Below are 16,888 nucleotides of genomic sequence, written 5' to 3'. Positions count from 1 at the left end.
ACAATCAAACAGCTTAATATGTAAACGGTGTTTCGCTTATTTCGAGCGCGACGGCAAGTTTCCCGTCAGGATCGAGCCCTGCCATGAGCAGCCGATCGTGCTCGTCGACCGTGTAGTGGGTAATTCCTTGCGCATAAATCCAACCTGAAGGGAGCTTCAAGCCGACCCGATGCGGCGATTCACCCGCCACCTTGCCGAGCTCATATTTGACGACGACATTCCGGATGAATGCCCCGGCGTTGAAAAATCCTTCATTGAAATGGGCGGCATACGAGCCATTGGTTGTTTCAAGATGGATGTATACGTCTTTATTCGCATAGGAATTCAGCAATTCCTGCAACCGGTCCGGTTTCACAATTTCCATGAATGAATCCTCCTTCTTACAAAATGCACGTGAAGTAAGTATATATAAATATGCGGCTGAATGCGATTGAGGTGCTTGCATCAAAAGCGAAGGTGGCCTGCTTAGATGCGACAGGCATAAGGCGGACATGCGAAACGGCGCATTTTGCCGTGTAGCATGGCTGACTTATGACCCGAGCGAATCGAACTGCGAAGGGTTCGGTTTGCCGTATTTCTGCGTATTTGGCAGAAATTAAGGCATCCCTTCTGGCCGCCGGAGCCTAGACGGAACAATAGCGAAGGGTGGCTGCCGGGTTGCGATGGAGTAGGTCAAAGGTCACGAAATGACGATAACTCTTAGGAAATGATCGATAACTATGTAAAAGTGACCGATAACTCCTCCGAAGTGACCGATAACTATGTGGAATTGACCGATAACCCCTCCGAAGTGACCGATAACTTTTATCCACCCCCGGTTTTCCCGACAAAAAAGGTTAGAAGCATCACTCACGCTTCTAACCTCCACCAATTAAATCTCTGTCGCTGTTATTTCAGGTGCGCCTACACGATTCGCAGCACCGTGCATGACGGGGCCGACGTATTCATTCAACTTCCAGCCGTTTGCGATCGCTGCGGAAACAAATTTCTTCGCTTCGATGACCGCTTCTTTCACGCCGAGGCCATTTGCAAGGTTCGCCGTGATGGCGGCGGCGAATGTGCAGCCCGCGCCATGGTTGTAGTGAGTAGCCGTTTTTTCCGCTTCAAGCAATGTGAATGTATTGCCATCGTAGAACAGATCCGCCGCTTTATCGTGTTGGAGCTGCTTGCCGCCTTTGATGACGACGTTGCGTGCGCCGAGCGAATGGATTTTCTCCGCCACCGATTTCATCTGCTCGATTGTCGAAGGTGTTTTCATGCTTGCCAGCTGGCCCGCCTCGAACAAGTTCGGCGTCACGATCTCCGCCTTCGGGAGCAAGTATTTCACCATTGCGTCGACAGTTCCCGGATTGAGGACTTCGTCTTCGCCTTTACATACCATGACGGGATCGATGACGACGTGGTCGAGCTCAGATTCCGCAATCGCCTCGCCTGCGGTCTGGATGACTTCCTCTGTGCTGAGCATGCCTGTCTTAATCGCGTCGATGCCTGTTGAAAGCGCTGTTTTGATCTGCGCTTTCAATACATCAACAGGAAGTGAATAGACGTTGTGGCTCCAATTATTGTCCGGATCCATCGTCACGACGACCGTCAAAGCTGTCATGCCGTATGTGCCGTGCTCCTGGAATGTCTTCAAGTCGGCCTGGATTCCCGCGCCGCCTGACGTATCTGATCCTGCAATTGTTAATGTCTTTTTCAAAGTCATAGCTGGATTTCTCCTTTTTAATGGATTGCATTCATAAGTTAATACTAATCAAATTGATGAAAGAATACAATTATTCCAACCGGGTGGCGGTTTATGCGTGAAGATCGCCGTTTATGCGTGATTGCGGGGATTTATGAGCGGATATGGGGATTTATGCGCATCAGCGGCGGTTTATGCGTGAATAGAAGATTTTATGCGCGGATCGACGAGTTTATGCGCATTTGCGGCTTGCGGAATGAAAGGCTGATTGCCGTATGCTTATCTGTTGTCCACTACGAAACTTTCGGCTAGTCTAAACGTACAACTATATGTAAAAATATGCGATTACGAGTGTCGAAGGAAGGTGAAAATAGGGTATGGAAGATAAAAAGAAATTGCAGGAAATTGAAAGACTGCTGAGAGAATTGAAGGCGTCAGATTCCGAGAGTGCTGTCACCGTTGAAGAAGCGCTCGGTCGGACGAGGAAATCCTGGCGTCCGCGCATGCCATTTAGATTCCTTTCGGTGTGGAAACGATCGGCAATCCTGCTGGCGGTACTCCTCCTGCTTGCCGTCATTTCACTTCCGTTCATCGCCTTCCAATTTTTAAAACTAGGGAGCACCTTTACGGAACAGAAAGGCGTGTTCCTTGAACAAATACAAGAGTTGAACGAAATGGCGACAGCCGAAGCATACACAAAAGTCATTATCGAACGGCAGGACAACCAATTATTCGGCCAAAGCATCGGCCTTAATGTTCCGGGGACGAAGCGCCAGCTGCTCGTCGTCATTCCGGGCTCGGTGAAGGCCGGCGTCGATTTGTCCAAGCTAACAGAAAAAGATGTAGTCATAAATGAAAAAAACAAGACCGCGAAACTTACATTACCGGCCGCAACCTTCCTCGGAGGGGCGGAAATCTATTTCGACCAAGTCGAAGTATATTCTTATGAAGGCGCCTTCCGTCAAAAGGCGGATATCAAAGAGGCATACGAACTGGCTGCCGAAGCGAAGAACCTCATCATCGAGGAGGCAACCGGGCAAGGCGTGCTGAAGACGGCGCAATTCAATGCCGAGAAAACATTTAAGGAAATGTTTTCATTCGCTGGCTACAACGTGACGATTGAATTCAAGGAGTGAGATGTTTGCAAAAAATAAGGTTCGGCAACGATTGGGATGAAGTGCTTGCGGAGCAATTCCATCAACCGTATTACTTGCAGCTTCGCGATTTCCTAAAAAAAGAATACGAAAGCCACGCAGTCTATCCGCTCATGGAGGATATGTGGACGGCCTTCAAACTGACGCCGTTCAAGGACGTGAAAGTGGTTATTCTCGGACAGGATCCGTACCACGGGCCCGGCCAAGCGCATGGCCTCAGCTTTTCGGTGAAGCCAGGCGTCAGGATTCCACCGAGCTTGCGGAATATGTTCAAGGAATTGCAGTCCGATATCGGGTGCGGGATTCCGGAAACGGGGACGCTTACGGGCTGGGCGAAGCAGGGCGTGCTTATGCTGAACACCGTATTGACAGTACGGGAAGGGGAGGCGCATTCCCACCGGAAGCAAGGGTGGGAGCAGTTCACGGACGAGGTGATCCGCTGTTTGTCCGAACGGGACGAGCCGGTCGTATTCATCCTTTGGGGGCGTCCAGCGCAGGAGAAGAAGAAACTGATCGATCTGAATAAAAACGCCGTCATCGAAGCGGTTCATCCAAGCCCGCTCAGCGCAAGCCGGGGCTTCTTCGGCAGTCAGCCCTATTCCAAGGCGAACGCCATTTTGAAAGAGTGGAATGAAGCGCCGATCGACTGGTGCGGACTACGGACGGGCTGTAAAGGAAGAGGTGGGCGCATGGCTGTTAATTGTTTTCAATGTCAATACTTCTTCGTAACATGGGATCCGAAAAGCCCGCGCGGTTGCAGGGCATATGGCTTCAAGACCCGAGAACTGCCGTCGATTGTTGTGAGGCGATCATCGGGCATGGAATGCATGAAATACGAACCGAAGAAAGGGGGTGCTAGACAATGATTTCAACTGAACGGATCATCGAGGAAATGCAGCGCCAGCTCAATTACGCGAAAACCGCCGACGACGAGCAAGCCGTCCGCGAGGCGCTGACAGCGATTCGGGCGCTCTGCCAAGTCGTGCTCGTCAGCAATGAAGAGAAAGACGAGCCAATCATCACGCCGCGGACGATGGCAATCTCCCATAAGCCGCGGATTTCGTCATTGGAAGGCAGGCCGCTGGACGAGGAAGACGCGAACGGCGGTTCAATCTTTGACTTCTAATCTTTGTAAGGCGAAAATGTTTATAGAGAGAATTTACACCAGCAGAAAGTAGGAAATCATATGCCATTTTTCATCATCGCAGGCGCCGTCAACGCGGCAATCGCCGTTGCGCTCGGCGCATTCGGCGCACACGCACTGAAAGAGCGCTTATCCGAACGGTACCTTGCCATTTGGGAAACTGCCGTCCAATACCAAATGTTCCACGCAATCGGACTCATCGCGGTCGGCATCCTCATGAGCACATCGCTCTTCGGGCCATCTACCGCATTGTCCTGGGCAGGCTACTTGCTGCTCGCCGGCGTCATCATCTTCTCCGGCAGCCTCTACATCCTGAGCCTATCCGGCATCGGCATTCTCGGCGCCATCACCCCGATCGGCGGCGTTGCCTTCATCGCGGGCTGGATCATGCTCATCATCGCAGCGGTCAAGTTCGGAAGATAACATCGAAACGGTTTGAAGAGCATCAGTTCTTCAGACCGTTTTTTTTGAATCGCGACATGGAGAGGGGGAGAAGTGCAAGCGATAGCGTCCCGCGCTCAAGAAAACGAATCCACGCTCAAGAATCATCCTCGCGCGCCCAGGAATCCACCTCCAGCACAATTAAACAAATATAAAACTCCTTAATACTGTCAAAACTACCCTGTACGGCTATTCGCATTTCTGAGTAAACTATAGAAAAGGGGGAGTTTCCATGGTGTTGACCCGTCGACGTTCGATGCAAAGTTTGTTTGCTGCATTGCTCCTGCTTGTGCTTGTCAGTAATTATTTTGCCTACCGGCTGCATGCGATCCCGATGCCGGATGATTCCCGGGCGGTTGTTATCGGCTCGCTGTTGGATTTGGCGATTGTTGCGCCGCTCCTACTAGTGGCGATGACGCGCAAGAAAGGCTTCACGCTGAAACGGTTCATTACGTTTATGGTGATCGGGCTAGTTGCAGCGAGATTCATTATTCCAAGCGAATATTTTGAGCCATTCAAATTTGTTCCTTATGCAGCAATTGTGCTTGAAGGATTGATCGTACTCGCAGAACTAGGGCTTCTGTTCCTGTTGGCTAAACATTTACCCGGAATTCTAAAAGAGGTGAAACGAGCTAGGAATGATGGTTTATTCTCGTTTCCTTCACTTGTCAAAGAACGGGTATCGTCCCATCCGCTTATTTCCATAATGACTGCTGAATTGCTCACGTTCTTCTATGCATTCGCTTCATGGAAGCGGAAACCGCCTACCGGGGAAACGTTTTTTTCCTTGCACCAAAAGACAAGTATGCTCGCCTTCCACATCATGCTGATCCATGCAATCGTCATTGAGACGATTGGCATCCACTGGTGGCTCCATGGGAAATCCGTCATTTTGTCCATTGTTCTGCTCATCTTAAATGTCTACTCCGTCATTTATTTTATTGCGGATATACAAACAGTGCGCCTTAACCCTTTGGCAATGAAAGATGATCGACTGCAAATCTCCCTTGGTCTCGGGAAGCGCATGGAAATTCCTTATGACGCGATTAAAAAAATAGAATGGTTTGAAGAGGCGGCGCAGTGCAACTTGAAGTCGAAACGGATAATTGATTTCATTGCAAAGGATATGGAGGAGGCTAAACCGAATTGCGTTCTTCATTTCAGAAGGCCGCTGCAGGCAACGCTTTTCATGGGGATGGAAAAGAAGTACGATCTGGCTGCTATTCGCTTGGATGAGCCGGATCGTTTCCGGCTGGCGCTGGAACAAAAAATAAGTCTTCCGAAGCCGTAATAGGCAACGGAAGACTTTTTTTACATTGGTTGTTGGTTGAAGTAATTCAGTTCTTCGTTAAACTCCGCATAGTCGAAATAGATCATTGGCAATAAATAGCGTTTGCCTGTAGCTGTGCTCAAAATGACGTGGTCGCGTCCTGCCGCTTCCACCATCCCGGGGATTGCCAGTGTGTTTTTCCCGGCCTCGATTGCATGTTCGAAAGAGAAGTGGAATACGCCAGGTTTGCCGCGGTTGAGGCGGAGGATGTTTTCGATATACGACTGCTCCCGAAAAGGAAGTCTTCCACTGTCACTGGCAGGAATCTGCGGCGGTGTTGCAGGCATTTGCATTTGTTGCTGTTGAAAACCTGGATAATAATAATATTGAACCATGTTTTTCATCCTTTCATTTTTAAGCTTGCGGGCAATCCTGTTCAGTAGGGGAGAAGCGATAAGCTACGGGATAAACCCCTCGGTTCCACCATATGCTTTAGAACTTTCAATGATGACTGAAAAATATGTATACTGGTGGGAGGGGGGAGAATAAATGCGTATTGAAAATAGCATTCCGGTTTTCTTGGAGTTCTGGGAATCCCATCAACAGCCGAAGCTTGCAGACTTGGAATCGTATCTTAATGAGCATGCGGAAATCTATGAAAAGTATTTTCCGATCCATTGTCCGAAGACGGAAGAGCGACTAGCAGAAGCGCTCCGTAAATATGAAGGCAAGATCGGCGACATCCGTTCCATCTCAGCCAGTTTGCCAGGCGTTATTGAGGAATTGGATGAGGAGTATGAGCGGACATTCGGACTGGGCTTGGATCTATCATTCAAACTGATGGTCGGCACGTTCGGCTCGAATGCGTTTGTGACGAGGGATAATCGGCGTGAAATCTACTTTGCCGTTGAAAAGCTTTCCGCGGAGCGCGACCATTTGAAGGTAATCACTGCGCATGAAATCGGCCACGTCACGCATTTTGCGCTTGCAGCCCGAGCTGGGATTGACTGGTCCACTGTCGATTGGGAGCATGGCTTGACGACGCTATTTACGGAAGGCGCCGCCACGTATTTATCGAAGCGGATTGTGCCGGGGCTTCAGGAGCCTGTCTATCTTTCATTCGATAACGAAGGCGCCCCATGGGTGAAGTGCTATGAGGAGAATAAAGCCGAAGTGAAGCGGCGATTTTTGGAAGACGCATTAGGCGAGTGGGATATGGTGAAGGAGAAGGAATGGTTCCGTCTCTCCGGAGGCACCTATTTTGGCTATAACCGGATCGGTTACACTCTTGGTACGGATTATGTTGAACAACTTGTCGAGCGGATCGGCGAGGATGCCGCACTGACGTTTTGGAATGGGAATGACTTGAAGGCGGATATTTTGGAGTGGTTGGAGAAATGAAAGGTGAGGGCCGTCTTGGATGGCTCTTTTTTTGTTTGCGGAAAAGTTTTCTATTGGGGATATGCGTGATTATAGGGATTTATGCGTGGATAGTACGTTTTATGCGTGGATTCCGAGTTTTATGCGTGGATGCAGCTGTTTATGCGTATTTACGGCCGTTTATGCGCGGGAAATTGCCGTTATGCGTGTTTCGCGGGATTTATGCGTGAATGAAGAGCCGCATGTCGCGAGGAATGCTCTTGACCAATCAAGGTTTATTTAAAAATCGTATTTAGGGTATGGATGAGCAAAGTGCTATTACGGAGGAGTGGTAAGATGCCGACATTCAACTCGGACGGGACGGAGATTTATTACCAGGAGGAGGGGGAGGGCTTTCCACTTGTACTGCTTCACGGTTTGACGAGCAACAGTGAAATGTTCCGGCATGAGATTGACCAGTTCAAAGAAAAGTATCGGGTCATCGCGCCGGACGCCCGTGGACATGGGAATTCTGAGAAACCGGAGCAATATGAGTTGAAGGACCATATTCAGGATGTGGTCTCTCTCGTCAATCATCTTGGCCTGGATTCATTCCATTTGATGGGGGTGTCGATGGGGAGCTACATCGCGCAGGGAGTCGCCATTAAACTCGGAAAACGGGTGAAGAAGCTTGTGCTTGTCGCGACGAAATCCCATGGCGAGCAGGCTTCCATGGAAGAGCTCTATGAGCGGCACGCCGACGAGATGGAGGGGATGACTGCTATTGATAAAATGGTAGCTGCTTCGAAATACATGTTCCATAACCAGAAGGCGGTCGGGAAATGGCTGCACGAAACGGCCGAAAACAGTGAGCAATTGACGTTGCATGAGCAGGCGATCGCTTCGAAAGCGCTGGAAGGATTCGACTTCAGGAAGGACCTGCATCGGATCAGTGCCGAGGCGCTCGTCATTGGCGGTATGTACGACGGATTGAATCCGCCTGAATACGGGGAGGAGACTGCCAAGCTCATTCCGGCAGGTGTCTTCCTGGAGTTTAAATTATCGGGCCACGCACCGAATGTCGAACAACCTGACCTATTCATCGAAGTCGTCTCGAACTTTTTGGAATGACGGCAAGCGACATTAGGCGTTCGCGTCGTCCGTTTAGGCGGTAGGCAAGCGACATTAGGCGTTCGCGTCGTCCGTTTAGGCGGTAGGCGTGCGACATTGGGCGGTCGCGTCGCCCGTTTAGGCGGTAGGCGTGCAACATTGGGCGTTCGCGTCGTCCGTTTAGGCGGTAGGCGTGCAACATTAGGCGGTCACGTCGTCCGTTTAGGCGGTAGGCAAGCGACATTAGGCGGTGGCGTCGTCCGTTTAGGCGGTAGGCAAGCGACATTAGGCGTTCGCATCGCCCGTTTAGGCGGTAGGCAAGCGATATTAGGCGTTCGCGTCGCCCGTTTAGGCGGCTGGCGTGCAACATTGGGCGTTCGCGTCGTTCGTTTAGGCGGATGGCAAGCGACATTAGGCGGTCACGTCGTCCGTTTAGGCGGTAAGCGTGCGACATTAGGCGGTCACGTCGTCCGTTTAGGCGGTCAGCGTGCAACGGACCGTTGGAATGAAAAAAGAGCCCCCACAAGGAGGCTCTTTTCCATCATCATACTGTGAAAAATGACTGCTTCTTCTCTCCATCCAGTATCGTACCGATGAAGAATGAACCGAATACGCCGTAGCGCGCGCTTACTTCGTCGAAGCGCATTTCGTAAACCAATTTCTTGAACTGGAGAACATCATCAGAGAACAATGTCACGCCCCATTCGAAATCGTCGAAACCGACGGAGCCTGAAATGATTTGCTTCACTTTGCCTGCATACCCGCGGCCGATCATGCCGTGGCTGCGCATCAATTCTTTGCGTTTGTCCATGCTGAGCATGTACCAGTTGTCTTCGCCTTCGCGCTTCTTGTCCATCGGGTAGAAGCAAATGTACTGGTTGCGCGGCAGTTCCGGATACAGACGTCCGCGTACGTACGGATTCTGATACGGATCTTCGTCCGACTCGCCCGCAAGATAATTGGACAGTTCCACGACGGATACATAGGAATAAGCCGGAATCGTATAATCCGCAATCGTCAATTTATTGAATTCAGCTTCGAGCTCCTGCAGTTCATCGATTGTCGGGCGCAGGATCATGAGCATGAAATCCGCTTTCTGCCCGACGACCGTGTAAAACGCATGGCTGCCCGTCTTCGCATCATCTGCTTGCTGAAGTTTATCCAAATAAGCCATGAATTCGTCGATAGCCGCTTTGCGTTCCTCTTTGGAAATCAACTTCCAGGACGCCCAATCCATCGAGCGCAGATCATGTAGCACATACCAACCATCGAGTGTAATTGCTGCTTCGTTCATATGAATTCAAACTCCTTTAAACGTGATTTACTTCTTCCCATAGTGTAGCATAACGGACAGCAAAACACGGTTCTTTAGCATAGAAGTCATACAATCTTCAAGAATGCAGGACTGTTCCCGAACGTGGAACTGGTGTATGCTTATAGCAGAAAAAACAAAAGTAAAAAGATCATCAGGAGAATAAGGAATGTCCAATTTACAACTCCCCAAATGGCGTTTCATCGACGAATCGATGACCGCTAGAAATAGATCCGCATTGGAATCGTTCGCGATGGACGATACGCTTTGCCATCTCGTCGGCCAGAAGCTGACAGTGCCGACCGTCCGCACATGGGTGCATGATGAAACAGTCGTGCTCGGCATCCAAGACCATCGGCTGCCGCATATCGAAGAAGCGCTTCCGCTATTCCAGGAAGCCGGTTATAAGGCGATCGTCCGGAATTCAGGCGGTCTCGCGGTTGTCTTGGATGAAGGCGTGCTCAACATTTCCATCGTCCTTTCCGAGCAGGAAGGGTCCATCGATATTCCGGAAGGGTACGAGGCGATGGTGGAATTCGTCCGCATGCTGTTCCCTGAAGTCGCGGAGCAGATCGAGGCGTATGAAATCGTCGGTTCCTACTGCCCGGGCTCATACGACTTGAGCATAGGCGGCAGGAAGTTCGCGGGGATTTCGCAGCGCAGATTGCGCCAAGGCGTCGCGATCCAAGTGTACTTGTGCGTGGAAGGCAGCGGTGCTGAGCGCGCTCGCCTCATCCGCGATTTATACGAAACCGGTCTGCAAGGTGAGCAGACTAAATTTACCTATCCGGAGATTCGCCCGGAAGTGATGGCGTCGCTGTCGGAGCTTATCGGCGAGCCCATTTCTGTGAATGAAGTCGGCATCCGCGTCCAGCAGCTGCTGCGTGCGCTTTCCGAGGAGGAAGTCCAGATGGGCGGGTTCACGCCCGAGGAGATGGAGCTTTATTTGTTTTATTTGAATCGGGTAGTCGAGCGGAATGAGAAGATGCTTGCGAGAGGCCGTTGAAGAGTTTCGCAGTTATGCGTGGAAAGATTGATTTATGAGGGTTTGCGGCGATTTATGCGTGAGAAAATGCATTTATGCGCTTCTGCATCGATTTATGAGCTTTTACAGCGGGTTATGCGCGGGAATCTACGTTTATGCGTTTTTATCAAAAGAAAACCGCCGGATCAGTGATTGATCGGCGGTTCTTTGGATACGAGATTTCCGTTTCGCTCCATCGTGAAGACGGGGGCTGTGCGGTCGGAATCGTCATCCAATGTGACAAGGCGGCGCGCCCGGTTCATGATTTGTACGAACGCTTCGTAGTCGTTCCGGAGGGTTTTATTCTCCTGCTGCAGTTTGTCGATCTCTTTTTGGAGAGATTCGATTTTGTCGTTTGCCATTTTCGCAGTCTGTTTCCATCTGAGTGATTCGGAGTCTCCGCCGCCCGTATGATGCAGGCGAATTAAATAGGCGATAACTGTATCAAGCGATAAGGCGGATAAAGGAACTGCCGTCTTTTCATCCTGATCGGACCCTTGTGCAGGGTTGTATAATTGCTGGCTGCGTCGTTTGAAGTCTGCGCCCAAAACCCGCATTGCCTGCTTCCGTTCTTTTTTCGCCTCTGCCAGTTCTTTTTCGTATTCGCGCCGGACGACCGCGTTCCATCTGAAACCGCATGCTGCCGCGGTTCTGTTGAGTGCATCTCCTACCTCTTCAAATGCGCTGAGCTGTGTACTGCCTTCCCGGACGTGCCTAAGCACCGTCTCGGCTAATAAAATATCATTTTCCTCAAGCCAAGCATCCTGTCTAACTTTCACCATCTCCTTGCCTCCTGCCATGTTCATAGTCTCTTTCTTACGGTCAGTGTGTACAGTGTGAAAGCCTTTTATTCATCCAAACTGAAACGTAGGTCAAAATAATTGCAATCAATTCAATGAAACCCTTTCTTTTCTCTCGCTGGGTTTTTGATATACTTAAGAAAATGCATCGACGGAGGTGGATGAATAAGTGGATTATAAAAATGAAAAGCTTTTCGAAGAGAAAGTATTCAAGGATCCGGTCCACCGGTATATCCATGTGCGCGACAGAGTCATATGGGACGTCATCGGAACGCGGGAATTCCAGCGGCTTCGCAGGATCCGGCAGCTCGGGACGACGTATCTCGTATTCCACGGAGCGGAGCATAGCCGCTTCCAGCACTCGCTCGGCGTCTATGAAATTGTCAGGCGGATCATTGATGACGGCTTCAACGGACGGGCGGAATGGAATAACGAAGAGCGGTTGTTGACGCTGTGCGCCGCATTGCTCCATGACCTGGGCCACGGTCCGTTTTCGCATGCGTTCGAAAAGGTGTTCACACTTGACCACGAGAAATTCACCCAGGCGATCTTGACAGGGGACACGGAAGTGAATGAAGTGCTGCGCCGCGTCTCGCCTGATTTTCCGCAGCAAGTGGCGGATGTCATCGGAAAAACATACCCGGACAAGCTTGTCGTCAGCCTCATTTCCAGCCAAATCGATGCGGATCGGATGGATTATTTACAGCGGGACGCCTACTATACCGGTGTTTCGTACGGCCATTTCGATATGGAGCGGATTTTGCGCGTCATGCGGCCGGCGGAGGAGCAGGTAGTTATCAAGTTTAGCGGAATGCACGCGGTGGAAGATTACATAATGAGCCGCTACCAAATGTATTGGCAAGTCTACTTTCACCCAGTTTCGCGAAGCGCGGAAGTCATTCTAATTAAAATCCTGCATCGCGCAAAACATCTACATACTACTAGCTATCCGTTTAAGTATGAGCCTGTCCACTTCAAGTCGTTCTTCGACCGCACATTCGGCCTCGAGGACTATCTATCATTGGACGAAGGCGTGCTCATGACGTATTTCCAATGGTGGCGCAAAGAAGAGGATGCCATTTTGGCGGACTTGTGCGACCGTTTCCTCAACCGGAGACTGTTCCAATACGCCGAGTTCGATCCGGCAAAGGAATATCGGAAAATCGGCGAGCTCGAAAGGCTGTTCAAGGAAGCCGGCCTCGATCCGGAGTACTATCTGGTTACGGATTCCTCGTCCGACTTGCCGTATGACTTCTACCGGCCCGGTGAGGAAAACGAGCGCGTGCCGATTTATTTGCAACTAACGAACGGCGAGCTGAGCGAGCTGTCCCGGTCATCGGAAATCGTCGATGCCATTTCAGGCAAGCGGCGTACAGACCATAAAATTTATTTTCCTGAAGATGTTTTGGAGTCAGAGGGAAATCCACTATATGAAAAGATTTTACAAATGTTGAGAGGTGAGTAGGTTGCTGCAGGAACATGCTAGAATTGTGCAATTCATTGCTATGGCGGGAGAAGCTCGCGGACGGAAGAAATTGCAGAAGATGATCTATATCGCGAAGAAGATGGATTTCCCATTCGCTGAAAAATACGAGCTGCATATGTACGGCCCCTATTCGGAGGAATTGACGCTCCGGGTCGAGGAGCTGTGCGAAATGGGCTTTTTAAAGGAAAGCTGCACGGACAAGGGCTCATACGTTCAATACAGTTATAACGTGACGGAAGAGGGCGGCCGCTTTTTGGAAACCGCCGCAGCGCCGCATGAAAAGTTAGCGGACTGCATCGATCGCCTGAATGGAAAGAGCTCGCGGTTTTTGGAGCTGGTTTCCACATTGCTCTATTTCGATTACTTGCCGAAGGACGAGCAGATTGCGAAAGTCCGTATCGTGAAAAACAAATTGAACTTCACCGACGACGAAATGCAGGACGCCTTTGATTTCATCGCGGAACTGCAAGCGTGTTCGGTCGTTGCATAATGTACAGAAATCCCCTTTAGAGATAAGGGGATTTTTTTGTTTGAATCGCGTCGGGGGAGGTGCCCGCGCTCAAAGCAAGGTCATCCGCGCTCAAAGAGAAGCCCCTCGCGCTCAAGATGGCCGTTCCGCGCTCAAAGAGAAGCCCCTCGCGCTCAAGATGGCCGTTCCGCGCTCAAAGATGAGCCCCTCGCGCTCAAGATGGCCGTTCCGCGCTCAAAGAGAAGCCCCTCGCGCTCAAGATGGCCGTTCCGCGCTCAAAGATGAGCCCCTCGCGCTCAAAGTGAGGTGTTCCGCGCTCAAAGATGAGCCCCTCGCGCTCAAGATGGCCGTTCCGCGCTCAAAGAGAAGCCTCTCGCGCTCAAGATGGCCGTCCCGCGCTTAAAGATGAGCCTCCCGTGCACAAAACGAGCTCCCACGCCCCAAGTCCTCCCAAGCAAACAAAAAAACGATGCGAGAAGTTAGATTCTCACATCGCTTTGATTATTCGGCGTCGCTCAGGCGCTTGCCTCCGGTGGCGTAATGGTTTTTCGACATCTCTTCGATGATGACAGAAACGTTTTCAATAGGAGCACCCGTCGTTTCGGCGACGACTGCAGACACTTTTTCACAGAGGTTGCGCTTCTGTTCATCCGTGCGGCCCTCAATCATTTTTACAGTTACAATCGGCATACTAGTTCCCCCTTTCGCCTGAATTTGGGTATAGTGTATATAATAGCAGAATGGGAGGGGTTAAAGGAATGACGAATGAAAAACCGAAACGGAAAATGGGATTCACCATCATAAAAGATGATCCGACCGATGGACATGGAGGATTCGGGATCGGGGCTTTGTCATTGGAAAACGTCTCGCCTGTCATCGTCGACGTCGAAGAAGGGGAAGCGCGCATCGAGATTGGGGCGATGCATGCCCGAAGCGACACGGAACGGGGCGTGAAATTCACGACGAACCGCGAAGATTCCGAAGGTGGGAAACCGTATTGGCTTGTCTGGGTGACGATCGATTTTAAGCAGGAAGGCCCGTATTATGCAGGCGTGACCGCGTGCGAAATGGTCGTGAACCGTGAAAAGCGCAGAGGCTATAAGATTCTTGCGGATCATGTGAATAGAATGGACAAATCGATGAAGCGGCATATCATGGTCGATCATATGGATGACAAGTCGAAACAGATCCTTGCCGATTTCCTATTGACTCACAACAAGGAAATGTGGGAGCGCAGTGAACCGAAATTGCGCATCGATCTTGGTGTCGATTCACCTGAATTATGAACAAAGTGTGAAATGTTATGACTTCCGCGACTTCGGTAGTTGAATGTCTGCCGAAAAGGAAGTACACTGATTACAGCTTGCAATTGTAAGCTAGGACAACCGGAATAATGCGGTTCCCTGTCAATTGCTGGTTCACTACAACCCAAGCACTGAGCCATCATGCGAGAGGCCGCATTGGACGGTAAAAAAGCTTTGCCCCACTGATTCAATTCAGAAGGGCAAAGCTTTTTTGATTTCCGTTACACTTCTCGTTCTCCGCCGAAGACTTCTCGTTCACCGCCACCTCATTCAAAAAACGAAAACGGGAAGAGTTCGAACGTGCCCGAGTCGTCTTTAACGCCGTTGTTTCGCTGTTCGCGCAAATTCTTATCGGTGCACAGTTTTTGCGGCATGTCTTTTTCCTTCAAATACATAAGCCGCTGCTTCGGACATTCATTGACCGCGATGCCTCCGGTTTCAACGTCGACGATGACGCTGTTGACGCCTTTCGGGGGGATGAAAGGCTCCGGCGTTTTGCCGGCGTGGACCGTTTCCATGAAATCGATCCATATTTTCTTCGACGCGCCCTTGTCTTCCAAATTCGTCAATTGCTGGCCGACGTCATAGCCTGTCCAGATTCCCGCAGTTAATGAAGGGGTATAGCCGATCAAATATTGGTCGGAAATGGTCGTCCCTGATTTTGCTGCATACGGTCGTTTTTGTTTGGAGCGCATCGATAAACCGGTCGAAACGGAATAATCATTGAAAGCCGGGTCGAACATGCCTGTCAACATATGAGTGAGCACGAATGCATCCTGTTCGGTCATGACCCGCTTCGTACTCTTCTTCGGCTGTTCGTACACCGTTTTCCCATCCGCATCGGTAATGGATAGGATCATTGTCGGCTTCACTTCGAGTCCGCCGGATGCAATCCGGTCATATGCTGTCGTCATTTCGAGTAAAGTTACAGTCGAAGTGCCCAATGCGACAGCGGGGGATTCCTGGAATTTAACATCAAGTCCAAGACGATCCGCCATTTTATTGAACTTCTTGTATCCGATATCCTCAAGCGTCTTCACGGCGTAAATATTATCCGAAATGGCGATCGCCTGTGCGAGGGAGATGGGATGGCCCGCAAATTTGCCGTTGACATTTTTCGGCTCATACGTTGAGCGACCTTCGTCGTATGTGAAAATGGTGCGTTCCGTCGACATGAATGTGAGTGGACTATAGCCTTCTTCTAGCGCCGCCGCATACAAGATCGGCTTCATCGCCGATCCCGGCTGCCGCTTCGCCTGCGTCACCCGATTGAACGGGCTCTCTTTGTAGTCAAGTCCGCCGACAAGGGAAGTGATCGCCCCGGTTTCGGTCTCCATCGACATGAATCCGACCTGCAGCCCGCTGTCAGGCATCCATTTCTTGATGTATTCCTCCGCCGTCTGTTGATGATGCGGATCGAGCGTTGTCCGGATCGTCCAACCGCCTTCCGCCGGATAGCGACCTTTCTTGCTTAAAATCCGCTCCGCTTCCCGCCACACTTCATCCAAAAAATAAGGGGCGACCCGCTTCATGTCCTTCCAATCTTCGGTCTTCAGCGCCACTGCAACATCCGCTGCGCGCTGCCGCTGAATTTCTGTGATGAATCCCTGGCTCTCCATTAGGGAGAGGATCAAAAGTTGACGCTCGCGGGAACGTACGGGATTGTCGAGCGGGTCGAACACCGCCGGCCCTTTTGCGATCGCTGTAATGAGCGCGGATTCCTCGAGAGTGAGCTCCTCCGCCGACTTTGCGAAATAAAACCTGCTCGCCGCCTCGACGCCATACATTCCGTGGCCGAAATAGATCGTATTCAAATAGCCTTCCAAAATGACATCCTTGTCGTAAAAAGTTTCCAACCGGTACGCATAAAGTGACTCTTTTATTTTCCGGGTCCACGATTTTTCATGTGTGAGAAATAAATTCCGGGCATACTGCATAGTGATGGAGCTTGCGCCTTCCGCTTTTCGCATCGTCTTCACGTCTTTCAACACAGCCCCGGCAATCCGTTTATAATCAAACCCGTTATGTTCGTAAAAATTACGGTCTTCCGTCGCAATCACTGCGTCGAGCAGAAATGGCGAAATTTCATCGAGGCTGACCCAATACCGGCGCTCCGCGGAAAACTTATCGCCGACCTGGCGTCCGTTTTTGTCAAGGAACACACTCGCTTTTGGAACGCTCAACGAAGGTGCTCCCGTAATCTGCGCATAAAGGCGCAAGGCGAGGAACATCGTGAAAACCGCCGTCAATGCCGTTACGACAAGCAGGACAAACCGCCGAACCGTGTTCTGTCTTTTCTTTTTCTTTATATAATCGACCCGTCTCATGCAA

19 protein-coding genes and 1 pseudogene are annotated in these 16,888 nt (G+C 50.6%); 13 read left to right on the top strand and 7 right to left on the bottom strand.

Annotation, left to right across the window (positions count from 1 at the left end; all coding sequences use genetic code 11):
• Positions 1-13: 13 nt before the first annotated feature.
• Together M3193_RS08795 and thiD are read right to left on the bottom strand one after the other, a co-directional pair.
• Complete coding sequence (locus tag M3193_RS08795; protein WP_251626510.1) at positions 14-364, bottom strand: YojF family protein; 351 nt, start codon at positions 362-364, stop codon at positions 14-16.
• Positions 365-871: 507 nt separating this feature from the next.
• Positions 872-1,705: a bifunctional hydroxymethylpyrimidine kinase/phosphomethylpyrimidine kinase gene (thiD, locus tag M3193_RS08790; RefSeq protein ID WP_251626508.1), complete on the bottom strand. Its 834-nt coding sequence runs from the start codon at positions 1,703-1,705 to the stop codon at positions 872-874.
• Positions 1,706-1,798: 93 nt separating this feature from the next.
• On the opposite strand from thiD, the gene M3193_RS08785 reads away from it, so the two are divergent.
• The 6 genes and pseudogenes from M3193_RS08785 to M3193_RS08760 all read left to right on the top strand — a co-directional run bounded on the left by M3193_RS08785 (position 1,799) and on the right by M3193_RS08760 (position 5,714).
• Positions 1,799-1,996: a hypothetical protein gene (locus M3193_RS08785; protein ID WP_251626505.1), complete on the top strand. Its 198-nt coding sequence runs from the start codon at positions 1,799-1,801 to the stop codon at positions 1,994-1,996.
• 65 nt (positions 1,997-2,061) lie between these two features.
• The gene (locus M3193_RS08780; RefSeq protein ID WP_251626497.1) at positions 2,062-2,820 is read left to right on the top strand and encodes a DUF4230 domain-containing protein; all 759 of its coding nucleotides are present in this window, start codon (positions 2,062-2,064) and stop codon (positions 2,818-2,820) included.
• A gap of 5 nt (positions 2,821-2,825) precedes the next feature.
• Positions 2,826-3,491: pseudogene (locus M3193_RS08775) on the top strand (uracil-DNA glycosylase); the annotation flags it as partial.
• A 209-nt stretch (positions 3,492-3,700) separates the two neighbouring features.
• Positions 3,701-3,964 carry a YwdI family protein gene (locus M3193_RS08770; RefSeq protein WP_251626493.1) on the top strand — a complete coding sequence of 88 codons (264 nt, stop codon included), beginning with the start codon at positions 3,701-3,703 and terminating at the stop codon, positions 3,962-3,964.
• A gap of 60 nt (positions 3,965-4,024) precedes the next feature.
• On the top strand, positions 4,025-4,405 hold the full coding sequence (locus M3193_RS08765; protein ID WP_251626490.1) for a DUF423 domain-containing protein: 381 nt from the start codon (positions 4,025-4,027) through the stop codon (positions 4,403-4,405).
• A 250-nt stretch (positions 4,406-4,655) separates the two neighbouring features.
• The gene (locus M3193_RS08760) at positions 4,656-5,714 is read left to right on the top strand and encodes a beta-carotene 15,15'-monooxygenase (RefSeq protein WP_251626487.1); all 1,059 of its coding nucleotides are present in this window, start codon (positions 4,656-4,658) and stop codon (positions 5,712-5,714) included.
• Positions 5,715-5,734: 20 nt separating this feature from the next.
• Here M3193_RS08760 and M3193_RS08755 read toward each other — a convergent pair whose 3' ends face one another.
• Entirely contained in the window at positions 5,735-6,088 is a 354-nt protein-coding gene (locus M3193_RS08755) for a spore coat protein GerQ (protein ID WP_251626484.1), read from the bottom strand.
• A gap of 154 nt (positions 6,089-6,242) precedes the next feature.
• Between M3193_RS08755 and M3193_RS08750 the strand changes: the two genes are divergently transcribed.
• From M3193_RS08750 to M3193_RS08740, 3 genes are all read left to right on the top strand, one after another.
• Entirely contained in the window at positions 6,243-7,094 is an 852-nt protein-coding gene (locus M3193_RS08750; protein ID WP_251626481.1) for an aminopeptidase, read from the top strand.
• 315 nt (positions 7,095-7,409) lie between these two features.
• Entirely contained in the window at positions 7,410-8,183 is a 774-nt protein-coding gene (locus M3193_RS08745) for an alpha/beta fold hydrolase (RefSeq protein ID WP_251626478.1), read from the top strand.
• A 96-nt stretch (positions 8,184-8,279) separates the two neighbouring features.
• Positions 8,280-8,717 (top strand): hypothetical protein, encoded by a 438-nt coding sequence (locus tag M3193_RS08740; RefSeq protein WP_251626475.1) that lies wholly within the window; start codon positions 8,280-8,282, stop codon positions 8,715-8,717.
• Here M3193_RS08740 and hemQ read toward each other — a convergent pair.
• Positions 8,707-9,456 carry a hydrogen peroxide-dependent heme synthase gene (hemQ, locus tag M3193_RS08735; protein WP_251626472.1) on the bottom strand — a complete coding sequence of 250 codons (750 nt, stop codon included), beginning with the start codon at positions 9,454-9,456 and terminating at the stop codon, positions 8,707-8,709. The two genes, M3193_RS08740 and hemQ, sit on opposite strands and share 11 nt — an antisense overlap.
• 187 nt (positions 9,457-9,643) lie before the next feature.
• Here hemQ and M3193_RS08730 point away from each other — a divergent pair, with 187 nt between their 5' ends.
• Complete coding sequence (locus tag M3193_RS08730) at positions 9,644-10,480, top strand: lipoate--protein ligase family protein (RefSeq protein ID WP_251626470.1); 837 nt, start codon at positions 9,644-9,646, stop codon at positions 10,478-10,480.
• A gap of 164 nt (positions 10,481-10,644) precedes the next feature.
• Here M3193_RS08730 and M3193_RS08725 read toward each other — a convergent pair whose 3' ends face one another.
• Entirely contained in the window at positions 10,645-11,280 is a 636-nt protein-coding gene (locus M3193_RS08725; protein ID WP_251626467.1) for an RsfA family transcriptional regulator, read from the bottom strand.
• Between the two features lie 187 nt (positions 11,281-11,467).
• Here M3193_RS08725 and M3193_RS08720 point away from each other — a divergent pair, with 187 nt between their 5' ends.
• Positions 11,468-12,763 carry an HD domain-containing protein gene (locus tag M3193_RS08720; protein ID WP_251626465.1) on the top strand — a complete coding sequence of 432 codons (1,296 nt, stop codon included), beginning with the start codon at positions 11,468-11,470 and terminating at the stop codon, positions 12,761-12,763.
• A gap of 1 nt (position 12,764) precedes the next feature.
• Positions 12,765-13,274 carry a YwgA family protein gene (locus M3193_RS08715; RefSeq protein WP_251626463.1) on the top strand — a complete coding sequence of 170 codons (510 nt, stop codon included), beginning with the start codon at positions 12,765-12,767 and terminating at the stop codon, positions 13,272-13,274.
• A 480-nt stretch (positions 13,275-13,754) separates the two neighbouring features.
• Here M3193_RS08715 and M3193_RS08710 read toward each other — a convergent pair whose 3' ends face one another.
• A complete protein-coding gene (locus M3193_RS08710) occupies positions 13,755-13,943 on the bottom strand; it encodes a 2-hydroxymuconate tautomerase (RefSeq protein WP_251626460.1) in 189 nt (62 codons plus the stop codon).
• Between the two features lie 68 nt (positions 13,944-14,011).
• Between M3193_RS08710 and M3193_RS08705 the strand changes: the two genes are divergently transcribed.
• A complete protein-coding gene (locus M3193_RS08705; protein WP_251626456.1) occupies positions 14,012-14,539 on the top strand; it encodes a YwhD family protein in 528 nt (175 codons plus the stop codon).
• Positions 14,540-14,823: 284 nt separating this feature from the next.
• Here M3193_RS08705 and M3193_RS08700 read toward each other — a convergent pair whose 3' ends face one another.
• Entirely contained in the window at positions 14,824-16,884 is a 2,061-nt protein-coding gene (locus M3193_RS08700; RefSeq protein WP_251626453.1) for a transglycosylase domain-containing protein, read from the bottom strand.
• Between the last annotated feature and the right edge of the window lie 4 nt (positions 16,885-16,888).

The sequence above is a fragment of the Sporosarcina luteola genome, from assembly GCF_023715585.1.
Classification (GTDB): Bacteria; Bacillota; Bacilli; order Bacillales_A; family Planococcaceae; genus Sporosarcina; species Sporosarcina luteola_D.
The sequence above is the reverse complement of the archived record's forward strand: the minus strand, read 5'-3'. Positions and strand labels throughout refer to the sequence as shown.

Coding starts and splice junctions, on each gene's coding strand:
- M3193_RS08795 (WP_251626510.1), bottom strand. CDS start 364: ATGGAAATTGTGAAACCGGACCGGTTGCAGGAATTGCTGAATTCCTAT.
- thiD (WP_251626508.1), bottom strand. CDS start 1,705: ATGACTTTGAAAAAGACATTAACAATTGCAGGATCAGATACGTCAGGC.
- M3193_RS08785 (WP_251626505.1), top strand. CDS start 1,799: ATGCGTGAAGATCGCCGTTTATGCGTGATTGCGGGGATTTATGAGCGG.
- M3193_RS08780 (WP_251626497.1), top strand. CDS start 2,062: ATGGAAGATAAAAAGAAATTGCAGGAAATTGAAAGACTGCTGAGAGAA.
- M3193_RS08770 (WP_251626493.1), top strand. CDS start 3,701: ATGATTTCAACTGAACGGATCATCGAGGAAATGCAGCGCCAGCTCAAT.
- M3193_RS08765 (WP_251626490.1), top strand. CDS start 4,025: ATGCCATTTTTCATCATCGCAGGCGCCGTCAACGCGGCAATCGCCGTT.
- M3193_RS08760 (WP_251626487.1), top strand. CDS start 4,656: ATGGTGTTGACCCGTCGACGTTCGATGCAAAGTTTGTTTGCTGCATTG.
- M3193_RS08755 (WP_251626484.1), bottom strand. CDS start 6,088: ATGGTTCAATATTATTATTATCCAGGTTTTCAACAGCAACAAATGCAA.
- M3193_RS08750 (WP_251626481.1), top strand. CDS start 6,243: ATGCGTATTGAAAATAGCATTCCGGTTTTCTTGGAGTTCTGGGAATCC.
- M3193_RS08745 (WP_251626478.1), top strand. CDS start 7,410: ATGCCGACATTCAACTCGGACGGGACGGAGATTTATTACCAGGAGGAG.
- hemQ (WP_251626472.1), bottom strand. CDS start 9,456: ATGAACGAAGCAGCAATTACACTCGATGGTTGGTATGTGCTACATGAT.
- M3193_RS08730 (WP_251626470.1), top strand. CDS start 9,644: ATGTCCAATTTACAACTCCCCAAATGGCGTTTCATCGACGAATCGATG.
- M3193_RS08725 (WP_251626467.1), bottom strand. CDS start 11,280: ATGGTGAAAGTTAGACAGGATGCTTGGCTTGAGGAAAATGATATTTTA.
- M3193_RS08710 (WP_251626460.1), bottom strand. CDS start 13,943: ATGCCGATTGTAACTGTAAAAATGATTGAGGGCCGCACGGATGAACAG.
- M3193_RS08705 (WP_251626456.1), top strand. CDS start 14,012: ATGACGAATGAAAAACCGAAACGGAAAATGGGATTCACCATCATAAAA.
- M3193_RS08700 (WP_251626453.1), bottom strand. CDS start 16,884: ATGAGACGGGTCGATTATATAAAGAAAAAGAAAAGACAGAACACGGTT.